Here is a 17,809-nt window from a genome sequence, read left to right as displayed (position 1 = left end):
TATCCGTAATAAAAATCAGAGCCCGTAACTGAAGTTCAGCGTGGCTGAACCATCCAGTTTGGTATTCTCCGTAATCGAGCCAGCCATATCCTTTGTTGAAGCCAACACAGGTTCAATGGCCAAATTAGCTTGGAATAATTTACCGCTAACCTGAGTATTGTTGTCATCTGCCCAACCGGTTACCTTGCCTTTGTCAATCGTGGCAGTTAAATATGCGGTAGTTGAAGTGCTGCCTTTCTGCGTGCTGTAGAGCCCTGATTCAGCACCATCAACCTTGGCAGTCGACAGTTTCATGGTGTAATAGCCTAATTTACCCTTGCCGTTCACATTACCGAGACCGAAATGCGTGCTCCCGGCCGTACTGGCAGTGCCTTCACGGTTATCAACCGCGCTAAACTTCAGATAGGTATCGGCATCGCATACAACATTTAGCGAGCCCATGATTTCCCTCATTGGCGTAGCGGCGGAAGACTTAATTACACCATGAGAGATTTTACCCAAATTAAAAACGCCATCATCTTTTAAATAAACCTTACATGAAGGTATTGCCATCTTCCCCTTCACTGATAATTCAGATGACATAGACCCCGCCATTGCAGTACCCATGCTCAGCATCATGACTGACATGACGGCACCTGAAATAATTGTTTTTTTCATAAATATATCCATATAGTTTTTTGAATAAAACCCGCCCCCATTCTTGAGCGCAGGCAAGCCCAGAGAGTAATATTTCCTCCCTTTTTACCTTATTACCACGCAGATTTACCTTGAGGTAATAAGCATAAAAGTTTCACCTTCCCTCAACAAAGACAAGGGGATAGAACTGGCACTTATATGCCGAAAGTGAAGTCCAACGTCGCTGAACCATCCAGTGACATTGCTTCCGTCGCAGCATTTTCAGGAAGAGTCAACTGTGGGTAAACCGTAATATCCAAGGAGAAAACCCGCCCTGCCTGCGGCCCCGCGCGCATCATTACGTTTGCCGGCATTTCCCAACGAGTGCGTTTGCCGGGGAGCAGTGACATGATGCTAGCACGCGCCATAGGTTGCCCTGCGGTTTGTGGTACTACCGCCGTCCGATCTATGCGGGCATTGCTTATTCCCAATCGGTAATTCCCCATAGACTGAGAGCCACGTCCACCACCAAGGCTAAAGTAGCCAGCCCCTTGATTACCAGTGGACTGACTCCGGTTATCTTCCGGGATAATGTCCATATACGCCGCGCTATCACACTTCACGCGCCAAGATTGCGTTAAGGCTGGCAAGCTATTTGAATTTTCTGGCAGCTTGATTTTCCCAAAATCATATACCCCATTATTGGGAGCAATAACCTCACAACGGGGCAATAATATTTCGCCAACCACCTTAACTTCACCGGAAGACATTCCTGCCAAACAACTTGCTGATAATAGCATTGTTGCTCCGGTCATTTGCTTGAGCATCTGAGCCTTCAGTGAACCACCTCCATTTTATTTCAAACTCCCTAACCGCAAAACCATTAAAACCAAATAGACCCATAGTTTATTGCCGCAATAGTCTAACAAAGCCATGTAAAAATTTAAACACACTTTCATCCCAGAAAAATACGAAATAAAAACACAGCATAAAAACGCCACCAATTATTGACAAGGTAGTAATGAGTAATTAATGGAAATACAACAAACCTAATAAAAATAAAATAACAACATATAATCCTGTTAATTATCAAATTATCAAAGCAATACTCTATTTAACCACCCTCCTATATAAAATGCTTTACATGATGCAGGAACAACAAACCTTAAAATACAGATCTAACTGTCTGGAATCGAGCATTAGTTCGGGACGAGTTTCTTAGGAAAAATCGGGGAAACCAGCAAAAAAAAATGTTTTATAGGAAATCGTTAATTCAATATTTGCCCTCACCGGCACACTATCACATTAGGATTTGGACTATAAAGTGAGAGGATTGTGAACCTGCGGTAATCAGGAGGATTTAGGCTATCAGCCACGGGCACCTATACAGGTGAGGTGATCCTGCTTACTTCACCCAGCCTATCTAGTGCCCTGCATTGTTTGTCAACGCCCCGGGATTAAAGCCTGCCGGGCATTTCCTCCCAGTCACGGTCGTCGTCTTTCTCATCCTGATCGAGCGCGTTATAGGCCACCGCGCAAAACAGCGAGTTAAGTCGTTTCATATCCCCCAACAGCGCCAGGTGCAGCGAGCTGGTTTCGATACTCTGCACGTTTTGCTGATGCAGGCGATCGACGTGCGCATGGGCATAGCGACGATCCAGAATGCGGAAACGGTGTTTGGAGCGGCGTAACCGCTTGGCGCTGGTAACATCACCGGAGAGAAATACCGACAGGCTAAGGCGCAAATTGTCGGTCAACTTTTCATGCAGTTGGTCCAGCTCGTCCAAACCTTCAGCAGAGAACGAACTGCGCGCGCCATGTGATTGATCCGCCACATCACTAGCCATACGTTCGATGATATCACCAGCCTGCTCCAGGTTGAGGGCCATTTCGATGATCTCCGCCCAACGGCGCGAATCCGCCTCTCCCAGGTCTTCCTTCTGGATCTGGGCCAGGTAAAGTTTAATGGCGGTGTACAACACGTGAACGTCATCGTCCAGACGGCGAACTTCTTTGGCCTGGATGCGCTTACCATGCAATACCTCATGGTGCAGGATCATCATATGCTCTATCACATCCCCCATTCGCAGGGTTTCCCGCGCCGCATTGGCCAGGGCCAAACTTGGCGTATCCAGGGCGCTGACGTCGAGGTGGCGTGGCCGCAAACGGGGGTCTTCTGTAGGAGCATCGACGATCCACGTTTCGCACAGGCGCGCCATCGGCCCTGACAACGGCACCTGTAGCAGACAACGCACCAGGTTGTAGAACATGTGGAAATAGATCACCAGCTCTTCTGCATTACCAGGCAGCCGCTCAATACCGTGCGCAATCAGGGAAACAAACGGCAGCACCAGTGCACTGCCCAACAGTTTGAACAACAGGCTCCCCAACGCCACGCGACGGCCTGCGGCATTCTGGCCGCTGGTGTTTAACATCACCAACAGGCCGCTACCCAAATTGGCACCAATCACCAGGCACAGCGCCACCTGTAGAGAAATCACTCCCGAGGCGGTCAACGTCGCGGTCAACAACACCGCCGCCAGGCTGGAATAGCTGATAATGGCAAACAGGGCACCGATCAGCGCATCGAGCATCACATCGCCGGTCAGCGACGAGAAGATCACTTTGACACCATAGCCCTGAGTGATTGGCGTAGCGGCAGCCACAATCAGTTCCAGCGCCAACACAATCAGGCCAAGACCAATGGCGACGCGCCCCATCTGGCCTACACGGGTTTGCTTACGGCTGAGGAATAAAATCACGCCGACAAAAATCAGCAGCGGCGAAAGCCAGGAGAGATTGAACGTCAGCACGCGCGCCATGATCGCCGTGCCAACATCAGCCCCCAGCATAATCACCAACGCAGGCCCAAGTCCCACCAGCCCTTGCGCTACAAAAGAAGAAACCAGTAACGCCGTTGCATTACTGCTTTGTACCAATGCGGTTACACCGATGCCTGCCACAAAGGCCAGCGGCTTTTTCTCGATGCTGTTGCTCAGCACCTGGCGCAAATTGGCGCCATAGACCCGCATAATGCCAGTACGAACGATGTGAGTCCCCCACACCAGCATGGCAATGGCGGAAAGCAGATTAAGAAGGGTCAACACGGAAGGCTAGCTCCATTGACGCCCGGCAGACACCACAGGCTATCCCGCCTGCCAGGCGCCAGTTAAGCAGGACAGCGGCAAATCATTTTCTTCTACTTTATACCCTATGGATTTCAAGTTGGCCGCTCTTGCGCATCCATGCGTTCGCGGCGTTTATACATCCCTGTACGGCACAACAGCTAGGCGGCAGACAAGCTTACTTATCCCCAGCGCATACTGGGTAACAACGCGCAGCTTGAAAGACGACGGGTATATTAATTATCCGCATCGTATCCGAGATTCGGGGCTAGCCAGCGCTCTACGTCGCCGATCTTCATCCCTTTACGCTGCGCGTAGTCTTCGACCTGATCGCGCTGGATTTGTGCCACGGCAAAGTACTTGCTCTGCGGATGACTGAAATACCAGCCGGATACCGCCGCCCCAGGCCACATGGCGAAAGATTCGGTCAGTTCCATGCCAGTATGGCGGTTAACGTCCAGCAACTGCCAGATCTCCGCTTTTTCGGTATGTTCCGGGCAAGCGGGATAGCCGGGGGCCGGGCGAATGCCTTGATAATTCTCACGGATCAGTTCTTCGTTACTCAGATTTTCATCGCAGGCAAAGCCCCAGTGCAGCTTGCGCACCTGCTCATGCAGGTATTCGGCAAAGGCCTCTGCCAGACGATCAGATAACGCTTTGACCATGATCTTGTTGTAATCATCATGTTTGGCGTCATAAGCCGCTGCCAATGCATCTTCTTCCAGCCCGCCCGTGACCGCGAATGCGCCAAAGTAGTCGGCTTTGCCGCTACTCTTCGGGGCCACAAAGTCGGCCAGACAGTAGTTCGGGAAATCGGTCTTTTCCGTTTGCTGACGCAGATGACGGCTGACCACCAGCACCTCGGTGCGGCTTTCATCCCGGTAGACCTCCACATCATCCCCAACGCGGTTGGCCGGGAACAGACCGTAGACGCCACGCGGGTTGAGGCTGCCGTTAGCAGCCAGCATATCCAGCATTTCGTTAGCATCTTTGAACAGGCGTTTAGCCTCTTCCCCTACCACTTCATCTTCCAGAATGCGCGGATACTTGCCCGCCAGCGACCAGGTCATAAAGAACGGCGTCCAGTCGATATAATGGCGCAGCGTGTTAATACTGGCCTCAACCGGGAACACCCCCAGTTTGTGCGGCACCGGTGGCTGGTAGTTTTCCCAATCCAGCACCATGGCGTTATCCCGCGCCTGTTGCAGGTTGACCGGCGGCGTACGCGGTTTTTTACGCCCATGCTGGATACGCACGGTCTCGTACTCTTTGCGAGTGCGGGCGACAAACTCGTCCCGCTGGGTGTCTGACAGCAGCGCCGCAACTACGCCAACGGTACGCGAGGCGTTCTGCACGTAGGTAGTCGGGCCGCTGTAATTCTGCTCAATCTTCACCGCAGTATGGGCCTTGGAGGTGGTCGCACCGCCGATCAGCAGCGGCAGAGTAAAGCCTTGGCGCTCCATCTCTTTTGCCACGTTCACCATTTCGTCCAACGACGGGGTGATCAGGCCAGACAGACCAATAATATCCACCTTCTCTTCACGGGCGGTTTTCAGGATCTTGTCCGTCGGCACCATCACGCCCAGATCGATAATTTCGTAGTTGTTACATTGCAGCACCACGCCGACGATGTTTTTACCGATGTCGTGCACATCACCCTTCACCGTCGCCAGCAGAATTTTCCCGGCGGTGGTGCCTTTCTGTTTGCTGGCCTCAATGTAAGGTTCAAGGTAGGCCACCGCCTGCTTCATCACACGGGCCGATTTCACTACCTGCGGCAGGAACATTTTGCCCTCGCCAAACAGGTCACCCACCACGTTCATGCCGGCCATCAGCGGCCCCTCGATCACTTCGATCGGGCGGTCCGCCTGCTGGCGCGCTTCTTCGGTGTCTAACTCAATAAATTCGGTAATGCCTTTGACCAGCGAATACTCCAGACGCTTCACCACCGGCCAGCCGCGCCATTCGGCCTGTTGCACCGCCACTTCATTGTCTTTGCTGCCCCGGTATTTCTCCGCCAGCTCCAGCAGGCGCTCGGTGCCGTCCTGACGGCGGTTGAGCACCACGTCCTCAACGGCTTCACGCAGCTCAGTGCTGAGATCGTCATAGATCGCCAACTGCCCGGCGTTAACAATCCCCATATCCATACCGTTGCGAATGGCGTGATACAGGAACACCGCGTGGATCGCTTCGCGCACTGGATCGTTGCCACGGAACGAGAAGGAGACGTTGGACACGCCGCCGGAGATCATCGCGTGTGGCAGGTGGGTTTTGATATCAGCGCAAGCTTCGATAAAGTCGACGGCATAGTTGTTATGCTCTTCGATACCGGTCGCGACGGCAAAAATGTTCGGGTCAAAAATGATGTCTTCCGGCGGGAAACCCACGCGTTCGGTCAAAATCTGGTAAGCACGGCGGCAAATCTCAAACTTGCGCTCGCGGGTATCCGCCTGGCCGACCTCATCGAAGGCCATCACTACCACGGCGGCACCGTAGCGGCGTACCAGTTTGGCATGGTGGATAAAGGCTTCTTCGCCCTCTTTCATCGAGATCGAGTTGACGATGCCCTTACCCTGAATGCATTTCAGGCCCTTTTCGATCACACTCCATTTGGAGGAGTCGATCATGATCGGTACGCGGGCAATATCCGGCTCACCGGCGATCAGGCTGAGGAAACGCACCATCGCCGCTTCGGCGTCGAGCATCCCTTCATCCATGTTGATGTCGATGATCTGGGCACCGCTCTCTACCTGCTGGCGGGCCACGGCCAACGCCTCGTTATACTTTTCTTCTTTAATCAGCCTTTTGAATCGAGCCGAGCCGGTAACGTTGGTACGCTCACCCACGTTGACGAACAACGATTTGGCATCGATATTCAACGGTTCCAGGCCGGACAGGCGGCAAGCCACCGGTAACTCTGGCAACTGCCGTGGCGGCACGCCCTCAACCACTTTAGCCATCGCGGCGATATGCGCCGGAGTGGTGCCACAGCAGCCGCCGATGATATTGAGGAAACCGGCTTGTGCCCATTCACCCACCTGTTTGGCCATCTCTTCGGCATCGAGATCGTATTCACCAAAGGCATTGGGCAAACCGGCGTTCGGATGAGCAGTTACATAGCTTTCAGAGATGCGAGACAGCTCCGCCACATATTGGCGCAGCTCATCCGGGCCAAGCGCACAGTTCAGGCCAAAGGTCAGCGGTTTAACGTGACGCAGCGAATTGTAGAACGCTTCGGTGGTCTGGCCGGAAAGGGTACGGCCAGAGGCATCGGTGATAGTGCCGGAAATCATGATCGGTAAGGTCACGCCCAGCGCTTCAAACTCGGTTTCGACCGCAAAGGCCGCCGCTTTGGCATTCAGGGTATCGAAGATGGTTTCGATCATGATCAGATCGACGCCCCCTTCCACCAGCGCACGGGTTGATTCGCGGTAGGCTTCTACCAACTGGTCAAAAGAGACATTACGGAAGGCCGGATCGTTAACGTCAGGGGAAATGGAGGCGGTACGGTTGGTTGGGCCAAGCACGCCTGCGACGTAGCGCGGTTTTTCCGGGGTGCGTGCAGTCCATTCATCGGCACAGGCCCGAGCCAGCAAGGCAGCCTGGTAGTTAATTTCGGCGGATAGCGACTCCATATGGTAGTCGGCCATCGCGATAGTGGTCGAGTTGAAGGTGTTGGTTTCGAGGATGTCAGCCCCCGCCTCCAGGTAACCGTTATGGATCGCGGTGATCACCTCTGGTTTGCTTAACACCAGCAGGTCATTGTTCCCTTTAAGATCGCTTTGCCAATCGGCAAAACGCTCACCGCGGTAGTCTGCCTCCTCCAGCCGATAGCTCTGGATCATGGTACCCATACCGCCGTCCAACACTAAAATACGCTGCGCTAACTGCTGACGCAGTTGTTCCACTCGATTTGTCACTGTAGCCCCTTCACACCCGATTATCCGCCCGACGACTTATACCCCACATCCCAAGATTGTAGCGGCGCGGTACGCAGCGCCCGTCATGCATCCTGCAACTTGAAAGATGGTGAGTCTGACATCCTAGCACAGGTTATGGCGGCAAAGTTGCGAGCGGATATTGAGAGTTTTTCAGGTTCGCCGACCAACAGATCCGATGAGCGGAGAAGCACCTTGCAATTCATACGCAAAAAACGAAAATGAATTCCACCATACGGAAAGCACAAGGTAAATCATGGCTACTCCCGTTCCCGCCAAGCGCGGTAAAAAACCCCGCGCCGCCGCGCCCGCTGCCAGCACGGCGACCGGCCAGGTCCAGTCCCTGACCCGTGGTCTGAAGCTATTGGAATATATTGCCGAAGCGCAAGGCAACGTGGCACTGACCGATCTGGCCCAGCAGGCCGGATTGCCCAACTCCACCACCCATCGCCTGCTGACGACCATGCAGCAGCAGGGTTTTGTCCGTCAGGTGGGTGATCTTGGCCTGTGGACCATGGGAGCCCATGCGTTTGTCGTTGGTAGCAGCTTCCTGCAAAGCCGTAACCTGCTAGCAATGGTGCACCCAACGCTACGCCGCTTGATGGAAGAGTCCGGTGAAACGGTCAATCTGGCGGTGATGGACAAAGCCGAAGATCAGGCGGTGATTATCGATCAGGTGCAATGCACTGCGCTGATGCGTATGTCGGCCCCGATTGGCGGCAAGCTGCCGATGCACGCCTCTGGCGCGGGTAAAGCCTTCCTGGCCAGCATGCAGGACGATGAAGTGACCCGGCTGCTACATAAAAAAGGCATGCACACTTACACCCCGCACACGCTAACGCCACATAACCTGAAAGAAGGGTTGGCGGTGATCCGCAAGCAGGGATTCTCGTTCGACGATGAAGAACATGCCCTTGGCCTACGTTGTCTGGCCGCCTGTATCTTTGACGAGCACCGCGAAGCCTTTGCCGCCATCTCCATCTCCGGCCCGGTATCGCGCATTACCGACGATCGCGTGACAGAGCTGGGTGCGCTGGTGATCCATGCGGCAAAAGAGATCAGCCTGGAGTACGGCGGCGTACGGTGATTAGACAGATGCAGCATGCGGCGCCTCTACGTCATGAGTAAATCCCCCCTGTTATTTTTCTGTATCGCGCTGTAGAGACTTTGTTTCGCAACCAGCGAAAAGTATGAATTCGATCACAATTAGCGATCTTGCTGCCGAAAGCCGATTGCAACCTTCACCACTTCCCTCGACAATGTTACCGATAACATGTTACCGGTAACAATGACAATTAAATAATCTAGCCGCAACAGACTATGACTCGCAGGTGGGGGAACCAAACCATGATCAATAATCAGAATCGTGTTTACGTCATAATGGGCGTTTCTGGCAGCGGCAAATCTGCCGTCGCCAATGCCGTTGCCCAACGGCTATCTGCCAACTTCCTGGACGGTGACTTTCTCCATCCGCGCAGCAATATTCAGAAAATGGCCGCAGGGGAACCACTCAATGACGACGATCGCGCACCGTGGTTGGCAGCCCTGAACGATGCCGCTTTCGCCATGCAGCGTACCAATGCGGTCTCTATCATCGTCTGCTCTGCGCTGAAAAAACATTATCGCGATCGGCTGCGAGCAGGTAACGACAACCTGTCATTCATCTATCTACACGGCGATTTCCCGGTGATCGAGGCTCGGCTGGCTGCCCGCAAAGGGCATTTCTTCAAACCCCAAATGCTGGTCACCCAGTTCGCCGCACTGGAGCAACCGGGCCAGAATGAAAGCGACGTCAAGGCCATCGATATCGATCAGCCGCTGGATGCGGTGATTACCGATACCGTGCAACATATCCAGAGCTGCACGGTGAGGACGGTATGATTAACGACACCCTGGCCCGCGTAACACAACGCATTATTGAACGCTCAAAACAAACCCGAGCGGCCTATCTGGCGCGTATTAATGAAGCCCGTACGCAGACGGTACACCGCTCACAGCTAGCCTGTGGCAATCTGGCCCACGGCTTTGCTGCCTGCCAGCCCGACGATAAAGCCGCCCTGAAAAACATGGTGCGCAGCGATATCGCCATCATCACCGCCTACAACGATATGCTCTCTGCCCACCAGCCTTATGAAAACTACCCACAGCGGCTGAAGCAGGCACTGCACAGCGTGAGTGCCGTTGGCCAGGTCGCAGGGGGTGTGCCAGCCATGTGCGACGGCGTGACGCAGGGGCAGGACGGCATGGAGTTGTCGTTGATGAGCCGCGATGTGATTGCCATGTCCGCCGCCATCGGCCTCTCCCATAACATGTTCGATGGCGCGTTGTTCCTGGGGATCTGCGACAAGATTGTGCCAGGGCTGGTGATGTCCGCCCTGTCCTTCGGCCATTTGCCTGCGGTGTTTGTACCTGCCGGGCCAATGAGCAGCGGGCTGCCAAATAAAGAGAAAGTGCGTGTGCGCCAGCTGTATGCCGAGGGCAAAGCCGATCGTCACGCGCTGCTGGAAGCCGAGGCCGCCTCTTACCACGGCGTTGGCACCTGCACCTTCTACGGCACGGCCAACACCAACCAGATGGTGATGGAAGTCATGGGCCTGCATCTTCCCGGTGCCTCTTTCATCCATCCAGACACGCCGCTACGCGATGCGCTCAATGATGCCGCGGCTCGCCAAATCACCCGCCTGACAGAAACTGCCGGTAATTACCTGCCGATAGGTCAATTGGTCGATGAAAAAGTGGTGGTTAACGGCATCGTATCGCTACTGGCCACCGGGGGATCAACCAACCTGACGATGCATATGGTGGCCATGGCTCGCGCAGCGGGCATCATCATCAACTGGGATGACTTCTCTGAGCTTTCCGACTCGGTGCCACTGCTGTGCCGCATCTACCCCAACGGCCCGGCGGATATCAACCAGTTCCAGGCGGCGGGCGGAGTGCAATTGGTCGTGCGTGAGCTGCTGAACAACGGCCTGTTGCATCAGGATGTTCATACCGTCGCCGGTTTCGGCCTGGAGCGCTACACCCAGGAGCCTTGGCTGGATAACGGCCAGTTAGCCTGGCGCGACGGGGTGGCAAGTTCGCTGGACGCTAGCGTGATTGCCAGCATAGCCAAACCGTTCGAACATCATGGCGGTACCAAAGTGCTGGCTGGCAATCTGGGCCGTGCGGTGATGAAGACGTCGGCGGTGCCTGCCGAAAATCAGACTATCGAAGCCCCGGCGATCGTCTTCGACAGTCAGCACGATATCGTCCCCGCCTTCGAAGCGGGCAAGCTGGATCGGGACTGCGTGGTGGTGGTACGTTTCCAGGGGCCGCAGGCCAATGGCATGCCTGAACTGCATAAGCTGATGCCACCGCTCGGGGTATTGATGGATCGCGGCTTCAAGGTGGCGCTGGTGACAGATGGCCGCCTGTCCGGCGCTTCCGGTAAGGTCCCTTCCGCAATCCATGTCACCCCGGAGGCCTATACCGGCGGTATGCTGGCCAAAGTACAAAACGGCGATATGATCCGGGTGAATGGCCACACCGGCGAGCTGCAACTTCTGGTCGCCGAAGCAGAGCTGGACCAGCGCACGCCATATCAACCCGATCTGAGCGGTGAAAGGTTCGGCTGTGGCCGTGAACTGTTCAGTACGTTACGCAGCCAGCTTTCCGGGGCCGAACAGGGCGCCTGCTGTATCGCGTTTTAAGCCTTACCATGGCCCAGCTTGCTGGGCCTGCTATCAGCCAGCCTGCGCATAGCCTGAAGGCAGCCGCTGGCTGAAACGCCGTTTTTTCCGGTAGGCAAATACATCCTCGACATACCCCTCCTTGATACGCTGCTGCAACCCTCGCCAGTAGTCCGCTTCAAACAGATCGCTGTGCATCTCCTCAAAGACCTTGCGGATACGCCGGTCGCCACACAAGAAATGGCGGAACTCTTCGGGAAAAACGTCGTTAGGTGAAATGCTGTACCAAGGTTCGCTGGCCAGTTCATCTTCCGGATAGCGCGGCGGCGGGATATTACGGAAATTCACCTCGGTCATGTAGCAAATCTCGTCGTAGTCGTAAAACACCACGCGGCCATGACGTGTCACACCGAAGTTTTTGAACAGCATATCACCGGGGAAAATATTGGCCGCAGCCAGCTGTTTGATCGCATTCCCATATTCTTCAATGGCGTCATGCATTTGCCGTTCGTCTGCCTGCTCGAGATACAGGTTCAACGGCGTCATTCGCCTCTCCATATACAAATGTTTGATGACCACGCGATCGCCGAGATCTTCCAGCTTTTCCGGTACTTCACGCAGCAACTCCGCCAGCAGTTGCGGGCTGATACGCGCCTTATCCACCACAAAATTCTCATATTCCTGGGTATCGGCCATCCGCCCGACGCGATCGTGCTCTTTTACCAATTGGTAGCAGGCCATCACCTGCGCCTGCGTAACCTCTTTCTGCGGCGCAAATTCGTCTTTGATCACCTTGAATACCCGATCGAAGGACGGCAGCGTAAACACCAGCATCACCATGCCTTTCACGCCCGGCGCAATAATGAATTGCTCCTGCGACTGCGCCATAAAATTCAGGTATTCGCGGTAGCATTCGGTTTTACCATGCTTCTGGCAGCCGATCGCCATATACAGTTCGGCAGTGGTTTTGCCCGGTAGGATCTCCCGCAACCACTCAACCATCGCAGCGGGTAATGGGGCATACACCATGAAATAGGAACGGGCGAAGCCAAACACGATGCTGGCTTCGGCCTTGCTGGTCAGGCAGGTATCAATAAACAACGCGCCAGAATCGCTGTGGTGGATTGGCAACAGGAACGGGTAAACCCCATCTGCCAACCGCAACTTACCGACCAACCAGGCCGCCTTGTTACGGTAGAACAGCTCATTGCCAATTTGGAACGTCGCTCCAGCTAGCTGTAGGGAGCTGAAGGTCTGCAGTAAGGCTTGGGTGATATAGCGAATATCGCGTGGCAGATCTTCCCACGGCAGGCGCAGCGGTAAGTCGATCAACAGGCTGTGCAGCATGGCAGCCAAATCACCATTGGGAATAAAATCACGTGCCAACGGCCGGGGAATATCGCGAAAGCGCCTTTCGGGCTGCGAGCTGAAAACAAACAGCTTGTCTGGGGTTAAATCCCGATGTTTGAACAGCCGACAGTAAACCGAGTTGAAGAAGCTTTCGGCAATCTCAAAACGCGGGTAGTCGGGCAACAACTCGGTATAAACCGCCTTCACTCGGTTGGGGAAATCCGCATCGTAGTATTTCTGCCCGGTGATGCATTTCAATTGCTCGACCACCAGACCGACGTGGTGGTCGTAAAGATGAATACGTCGTTTCATCGCCTGCTGTACGGCGGGCCAGTCTGCCTGCTCAAAACGCTGTTGCGCCCCGGCAGTGACTTCCAGAAAGCGGCCATATTGCGCATCAAAGCCCTGCAGGATCGTCTGTGCAATCAACAGCTCCAGTTTTTCCGCCATCTTTGCCTCTGCCATTCAGGAATGAAACAAGAGCCTGGCACCCGCCAGGCCCCTTGAGGATTAGAACTGCTGTTCTTCGGTGGAACCGGTCAGTGCCGTTACCGAGGAAGCGCCCCCTTGAATAATGGTGGTCACTTTATCGAAGTAGCCGGTCCCCACTTCCTGCTGATGCGAAGCAAAGGTGTAACCACGCTCGACTGCGGCAAACTCTGGTTGCTGCACTTTTTCGACATAGTGCTTCATGCCTTCACCACGTGCGTAAGCGTGTGCCAGATCGAACATGTTGAACCACATGCTGTGGATACCGGCCAGCGTGATGAACTGGTACTTGTAGCCCATAGCAGACAGCGCGTCTTGGAAGCGGGCGATAGTCTGGTCGTCCAGGTTCTTTTTCCAGTTAAACGACGGTGAGCAGTTATAGGCCAACAGTTTGCCCGGGAACTTGGCATGGATCGCGTCGGCAAAGCGTTGAGCCGCTTCCAGATCCGGCGTTGAGGTTTCGCACCACACCAGATCGGCATAAGGCGCATAGGCCAGCCCGCGGCTGATGGCCTGCTCGATACCGGCATGGGTGCGGTAGAAACCTTCGGCGGTGCGTTCGCCAGACACAAAGGCGCTGTCATACGGATCGCAATCGGAGGTCAGCAGGTCTGCCGCGTCGGCATCGGTACGGGCAATCAACAGGGTTGGCACACCGAGAACATCAGCAGCCAAGCGCGCCGCAACCAGCTTCTGGATGGCTTCCTGGGTTGGTACCAAGACCTTGCCGCCCATATGGCCACACTTCTTCACTGCCGCCAGTTGGTCTTCAAAATGCACCCCGGCGGCACCGGCTTCAATCATCGCCTTCATCAATTCAAAGGCATTCAGCACGCCGCCAAACCCGGCTTCGGCATCCGCCACGATCGGCAGGAAATAATCGGTATAGCCTTTGCTGCCGGGTTCAACCTTATTCGCCCACTGGATCTGATCCGCCCGACGGAAGGTATTATTGATGCGCTCAACCACCGTCGGGACAGAGTCGACCGGGTACAGTGATTGATCGGGATACATAGCGGCTGCGGTATTGGCATCCGCCGCCACCTGCCAACCGGACAGGTAGATCGCTTCGACGCCGGCTTTCGCCTGTTGCAGCGCCTGGCCACCGGTCAACGCCCCAAGGCTGTTCACGTACCCTTTGCGGGATTTGCCGTGTAGCAGCTCCCAGAGTTTCGCCGCACCATTCTGCGCCAACGTGCAAACCGGGTTGACCGAACCACGCAGGTTGATCACGTCTTCGGCGCTGTAAGGGCGGGTGATACCCTCCCAGCGTGCTGATTTCCATTCCTGTTCCAGCTGTTGGATCTGTTGGGTACGAGAGGTCGTCATATTTTTATCCTTTTCAATACTGTAGGGTTAAAGGTCAGGAACGGTTTCAGGCCAGTAATTCGTAGCCGGGTAAGGTCAGGAAATCGATTAATTCGTCTTGCGTGGTAATACGCTCCATCAGCTGTGCCGCCTCTTCGAAACGGCCTGCGTGATAACGCGCTTCACCCAATTCTTTACGAACGACCTGCATCTCTTCCTGCAGCATCTGGCGGAACAGGGCTTTGGTTACCTGTTGGCCATTGCTGAGATTTTTCTCGTGATGGATCCACTGCCAGATCGAGGTACGTGAAATCTCGGCGGTGGCGGCATCTTCCATCAGACCATAAATCGGTACGCAGCCATTGCCGGAGATCCAGGCTTCAATGTATTGCACTGCCACGCGGATATTGGCGCGCATACCGGTTTCGGTACGCTCACCGTCACACGGCTCCAGCAGTTGCGCCGCCGTGATAGGAGCATCGTTCTCACGCAGCACCTCTAGCTGGTTCTGCCGCTCACCCAGGATGCGGTTAAACACTTCCATCACCGTATCGGCCAGACCTGGATGTGCCACCCACGTCCCGTCATGACCATTGGTCGCTTCCAGTTCTTTATCCGCGCGCACCTTGCCCAACACCACCGCGTTTTGCTCGGCGTCTTTGCTGGGGATAAACGCCGCCATTCCCCCCATCGCAAAAGCACCGCGGCGGTGACAGGTCCTGATCAGCAAACGTGAATAGGCACTGAGGAAAGGCTGGGTCATAGTGACGGATTGACGGTCCGGCAACACCCGATCGCCATGGTTCTTCAGCGTTTTGATATAGCTGAAGATGTAGTCCCAACGGCCACAGTTCAGCCCAACGATATGATCTCGCAGGTGATACAGGATCTCGTCCATTTGGAATACCGCAGGCAGGGTCTCAATCAACACCGTAGCCTTGATGGTGCCACGCGGTAACTCGAAGCGATCCTCGGTAAAGCTAAAGACTTCGCTCCACCAGGCAGCCTCCTGCCAGGACTGGGTTTTCGGCAGGTAGAAATACGGGCCACTGCCTTTTGCCAGCAGTTGACGATAGTTATGGAAGAAATAGAGTGCAAAATCGAACAGCCCGCCCGGGATAGCCTCACCCTGCCACTGCACGTGTTTTTCCGGCAAATGCAGGCCACGCACGCGGGCAATCAACACCGCGGGGTTGGGTTTGAGCTGGTAAATCTTGCCGGCTTCGTTGGTGTAGGAGATGGTGCCGTTGACCGCATCGTGCAGGTTGATCTGCCCGTCGATAACCTTATCCCAGCTTGGAGCCAGTGAGTCTTCAAAGTCGGCCATAAACACTTTGACGTTGGCATTGAGGGCGTTGATCACCATTTTGCGTTCAACCGGACCGGTAATCTCAACCCGACGGTCGCGCAAGTCAGCGGGTACGCCGCGGATCTGCCAGTCACCCTGTCTAATGGAATCCGTTTCCGAAATAAATCCTGGCAGCTCACCACGATCGATTTTCTCTTGCCAGCTGGCGCGTGCCGCCAACAGTTTGTTGCGTTGTGGCGTAAATTTACCCACCAGTTCAGCCAGGAACTCGACCGCGTCATCCGTCAGTATCTGCCGCTCTGCTGAGCCGAAAGCCTGTGTAAACGCTAATTCTGTGCCTACCATCTGTTGCGTCATTGTCTTGATCCTTTCCATCATTCCACGCTGCCATTGCAGGCCAGGCGAAGCATTATTGTCGGAAATCGGGTGAAAAAAAGACCGCCAACTGGTCAGATGTCATCCCGCAGGATCCTAGAATAACCAACAAAAATTAAAAATCAAAAACGATTTCCATTTTTTTAATAAATATTTCATTAACCTTTTATTATCAATTGATTAGTTTATTTATCATTAATAACAAGCTAGGAAACCGGTTCCATTACGACAAAGGAATCCAGGTAATGCATTGTTTTTAAATGATTTATCTATACTGAAACGTTACAGATTGGGAGGAGAAAGTGGCGGGGTAAACCAGAGCGGCCTCGATTCAGCCGCCCGGTGCAGATAAAAATGTTACTCGAGGGTAGGATTCATATGACGCAGATCGAACGGCGTGATCTGGTAAACGTAGTAGTTCAACCAGTTGGAAAACAGCAGGTGACCATGGCTTCGCCATGAGGCTGCGGGGATCAGTTCGGGGTTATCATCGGGGAAGTAATTTAGCGGTACGGTAGGATTGAGGCCTGCATCGTTATCGCGACAATACTCGCCCGCTAACGTCAGGGTGTCATATTCCGGATGCCCGGTGACAAAGGCCATGCGTTTATCCTTGGTGGCGAACAGATAGGCGCCTGCCAGCTCTGATTCAGCCAGGATATCCAGGTCGGTGTACTGCCGAAGGATCTCGGTTGGGAAATCGGCATAACGGGAGTGAGGTGCCAGGAAGGTTTCATCAAAACCTCGGGTCAGCAAGGCATGCTGGTGCAACGTACGATGCTGGTACACACCCGAGAGCTTCACCTCACGCGTCTTCTTTGGAATGCCGTACAGGATGTTTAGCGCGGCCTGCACTGCCCAACAGACAAACAGGGTTGAGGTTACATGATCCTTGGCCCATTCGATCACTCGCTCGATCTGCGGCCAATAGGCGACATCACAGAAGTCCACCAGGCCCAGCGGAGCGCCGGTCACGATCAGCCCGTCAAAGTTCTCATTCTGGATATCTTCAAAGTTACAGTAGAAATTATTCAGGTGCTCCGTAGGCGTGTTCTTCGACTCACGGCTATCGATGCGCAGTAGCTGAATATCGATCTGCAATGGCGAGTTGGAAAGTAAACGCAGGAACTGGTTTTCCGTTTCGATCTTTTTCGGCATCAGGTTGAGGATAAGTACCTTTAACGGCCTGATTTCCTGTGTTTTTGCGCGTGAGGATGTCATGACAAACACGTTCTCATTACGCAAGAAATTGACCGCAGGTAACTCATCAGGAACACGAATCGGCATTGCTTACCCCTCACACATCCGTTTATACGTTTAGACTTCTAGATGCCCGAAGATAGCGCTTTTTTTACGTCATGTCGAGGATTCAACGGGAAGGTGAAAATGTTTCATCGCCAGGCAGGGAGGGCCGTTAGTAAATAGTAAAGCAGGGAGTCTTTTGTCTGTTTAGTTGGCAGTCGCTACTGCGGGAGAGGGTTGGGGGGGTTCTGTTTTTAACCCATAGCAAAAAGGCCATCCTTGCGGATGGCCTCTTGGCTTAATTGATGCTTGGCAGTGTCCTACTCTCGCATGGGGAGACCCCACACTACCATCGGCGCTACGGCGTTTCACTTCTGAGTTCGGCAT

At 54.2% G+C, this 17,809-nt stretch carries 11 protein-coding genes and 1 rRNA gene; 3 read left to right on the top strand and 9 right to left on the bottom strand.

All coding sequences use genetic code 11. The annotated features are described in order from the left end of the window. Nucleotides 1-15: 15 nt before the first annotated feature. The 4 genes from KAJ71_RS19960 to metH form a co-directional block, all read right to left on the bottom strand. Complete coding sequence (locus KAJ71_RS19960; protein ID WP_248947267.1) at nt 16-657, bottom strand: DUF1120 domain-containing protein; 642 nt, start codon at nt 655-657, stop codon at nt 16-18. Between the two features lie 173 nt (nt 658-830). Then, a complete protein-coding gene (locus KAJ71_RS19955) occupies nt 831-1,442 on the bottom strand; it encodes a hypothetical protein (RefSeq protein ID WP_248947266.1) in 612 nt (203 codons plus the stop codon). 630 nt (nt 1,443-2,072) lie between these two features. Beyond that, the gene (locus tag KAJ71_RS19950) at nt 2,073-3,722 is read right to left on the bottom strand and encodes a Na/Pi cotransporter family protein (RefSeq protein ID WP_248947265.1); all 1,650 of its coding nucleotides are present in this window, start codon (nt 3,720-3,722) and stop codon (nt 2,073-2,075) included. Between the two features lie 254 nt (nt 3,723-3,976). Next, entirely contained in the window at nt 3,977-7,660 is a 3,684-nt protein-coding gene (gene metH / locus KAJ71_RS19945; RefSeq protein WP_248947264.1) for a methionine synthase, read from the bottom strand. 274 nt (nt 7,661-7,934) lie between these two features. On the opposite strand from metH, the gene iclR reads away from it, so the two are divergent. The 3 genes from iclR (at nt 7,935) to edd (ending at nt 11,370) form a co-directional block, all read left to right on the top strand. Beyond that, nucleotides 7,935-8,765, top strand: coding sequence for a glyoxylate bypass operon transcriptional repressor IclR (gene iclR, locus KAJ71_RS19940; protein ID WP_179250609.1), 831 nt, complete (start codon nt 7,935-7,937; stop codon nt 8,763-8,765). Nucleotides 8,766-9,025: 260 nt separating this feature from the next. Further along, entirely contained in the window at nt 9,026-9,559 is a 534-nt protein-coding gene (gene gntK, locus KAJ71_RS19935) for a gluconokinase (protein WP_248947263.1), read from the top strand. After that, nucleotides 9,556-11,370: a phosphogluconate dehydratase gene (gene edd, locus KAJ71_RS19930; protein ID WP_248947262.1), complete on the top strand. Its 1,815-nt coding sequence runs from the start codon at nt 9,556-9,558 to the stop codon at nt 11,368-11,370. The genes gntK and edd overlap by 4 nt, the downstream gene beginning before the upstream one ends. A gap of 33 nt (nt 11,371-11,403) precedes the next feature. Here the strand turns inward: edd and aceK are convergent, their stop codons facing one another. From aceK to rrf, 5 genes are all read right to left on the bottom strand, one after another. Further along, nucleotides 11,404-13,149, bottom strand: a complete 1,746-nt coding sequence (aceK, locus tag KAJ71_RS19925) for a bifunctional isocitrate dehydrogenase kinase/phosphatase (protein WP_248947261.1) — start codon at nt 13,147-13,149, stop codon at nt 11,404-11,406. A 60-nt stretch (nt 13,150-13,209) separates the two neighbouring features. Beyond that, nucleotides 13,210-14,517 carry an isocitrate lyase gene (gene aceA / locus KAJ71_RS19920; protein WP_179244440.1) on the bottom strand — a complete coding sequence of 436 codons (1,308 nt, stop codon included), beginning with the start codon at nt 14,515-14,517 and terminating at the stop codon, nt 13,210-13,212. Between the two features lie 46 nt (nt 14,518-14,563). Next, nucleotides 14,564-16,162, bottom strand: a complete 1,599-nt coding sequence (gene aceB / locus KAJ71_RS19915; RefSeq protein WP_248947260.1) for a malate synthase A — start codon at nt 16,160-16,162, stop codon at nt 14,564-14,566. Between the two features lie 375 nt (nt 16,163-16,537). After that, nucleotides 16,538-17,467, bottom strand: coding sequence for a homoserine O-acetyltransferase MetA (gene metA, locus KAJ71_RS19910; RefSeq protein WP_248947259.1), 930 nt, complete (start codon nt 17,465-17,467; stop codon nt 16,538-16,540). Nucleotides 17,468-17,729: 262 nt separating this feature from the next. Continuing rightward, nucleotides 17,730-17,809, bottom strand: a 5S ribosomal RNA gene (gene rrf / locus KAJ71_RS23740); the annotation flags it as partial.

It is taken from the genome of Serratia silvae (genome assembly GCF_023282985.1).
In the GTDB taxonomy this organism is placed as follows: Bacteria; Pseudomonadota; Gammaproteobacteria; order Enterobacterales; family Enterobacteriaceae; genus Chania; species Chania silvae.
This window is presented reverse-complemented; position numbering and strand designations above follow the sequence as displayed.

What these genes read in the sequence shown, in the direction of transcription:
- KAJ71_RS19960 (WP_248947267.1), bottom strand. Translation starts at nt 657, where the DNA reads ATGAAAAAAACAATTATTTCAGGTGCCGTCATGTCAGTCATGATGCTG.
- KAJ71_RS19955 (WP_248947266.1), bottom strand. Translation starts at nt 1,442, where the DNA reads ATGCTCAAGCAAATGACCGGAGCAACAATGCTATTATCAGCAAGTTGT.
- iclR (WP_179250609.1), top strand. Translation starts at nt 7,935, where the DNA reads ATGGCTACTCCCGTTCCCGCCAAGCGCGGTAAAAAACCCCGCGCCGCC.
- gntK (WP_248947263.1), top strand. Translation starts at nt 9,026, where the DNA reads ATGATCAATAATCAGAATCGTGTTTACGTCATAATGGGCGTTTCTGGC.
- edd (WP_248947262.1), top strand. Translation starts at nt 9,556, where the DNA reads ATGATTAACGACACCCTGGCCCGCGTAACACAACGCATTATTGAACGC.
- aceK (WP_248947261.1), bottom strand. Translation starts at nt 13,149, where the DNA reads ATGGCGGAAAAACTGGAGCTGTTGATTGCACAGACGATCCTGCAGGGC.
- aceA (WP_179244440.1), bottom strand. Translation starts at nt 14,517, where the DNA reads ATGACGACCTCTCGTACCCAACAGATCCAACAGCTGGAACAGGAATGG.
- aceB (WP_248947260.1), bottom strand. Translation starts at nt 16,162, where the DNA reads ATGACGCAACAGATGGTAGGCACAGAATTAGCGTTTACACAGGCTTTC.
- metA (WP_248947259.1), bottom strand. Translation starts at nt 17,467, where the DNA reads ATGCCGATTCGTGTTCCTGATGAGTTACCTGCGGTCAATTTCTTGCGT.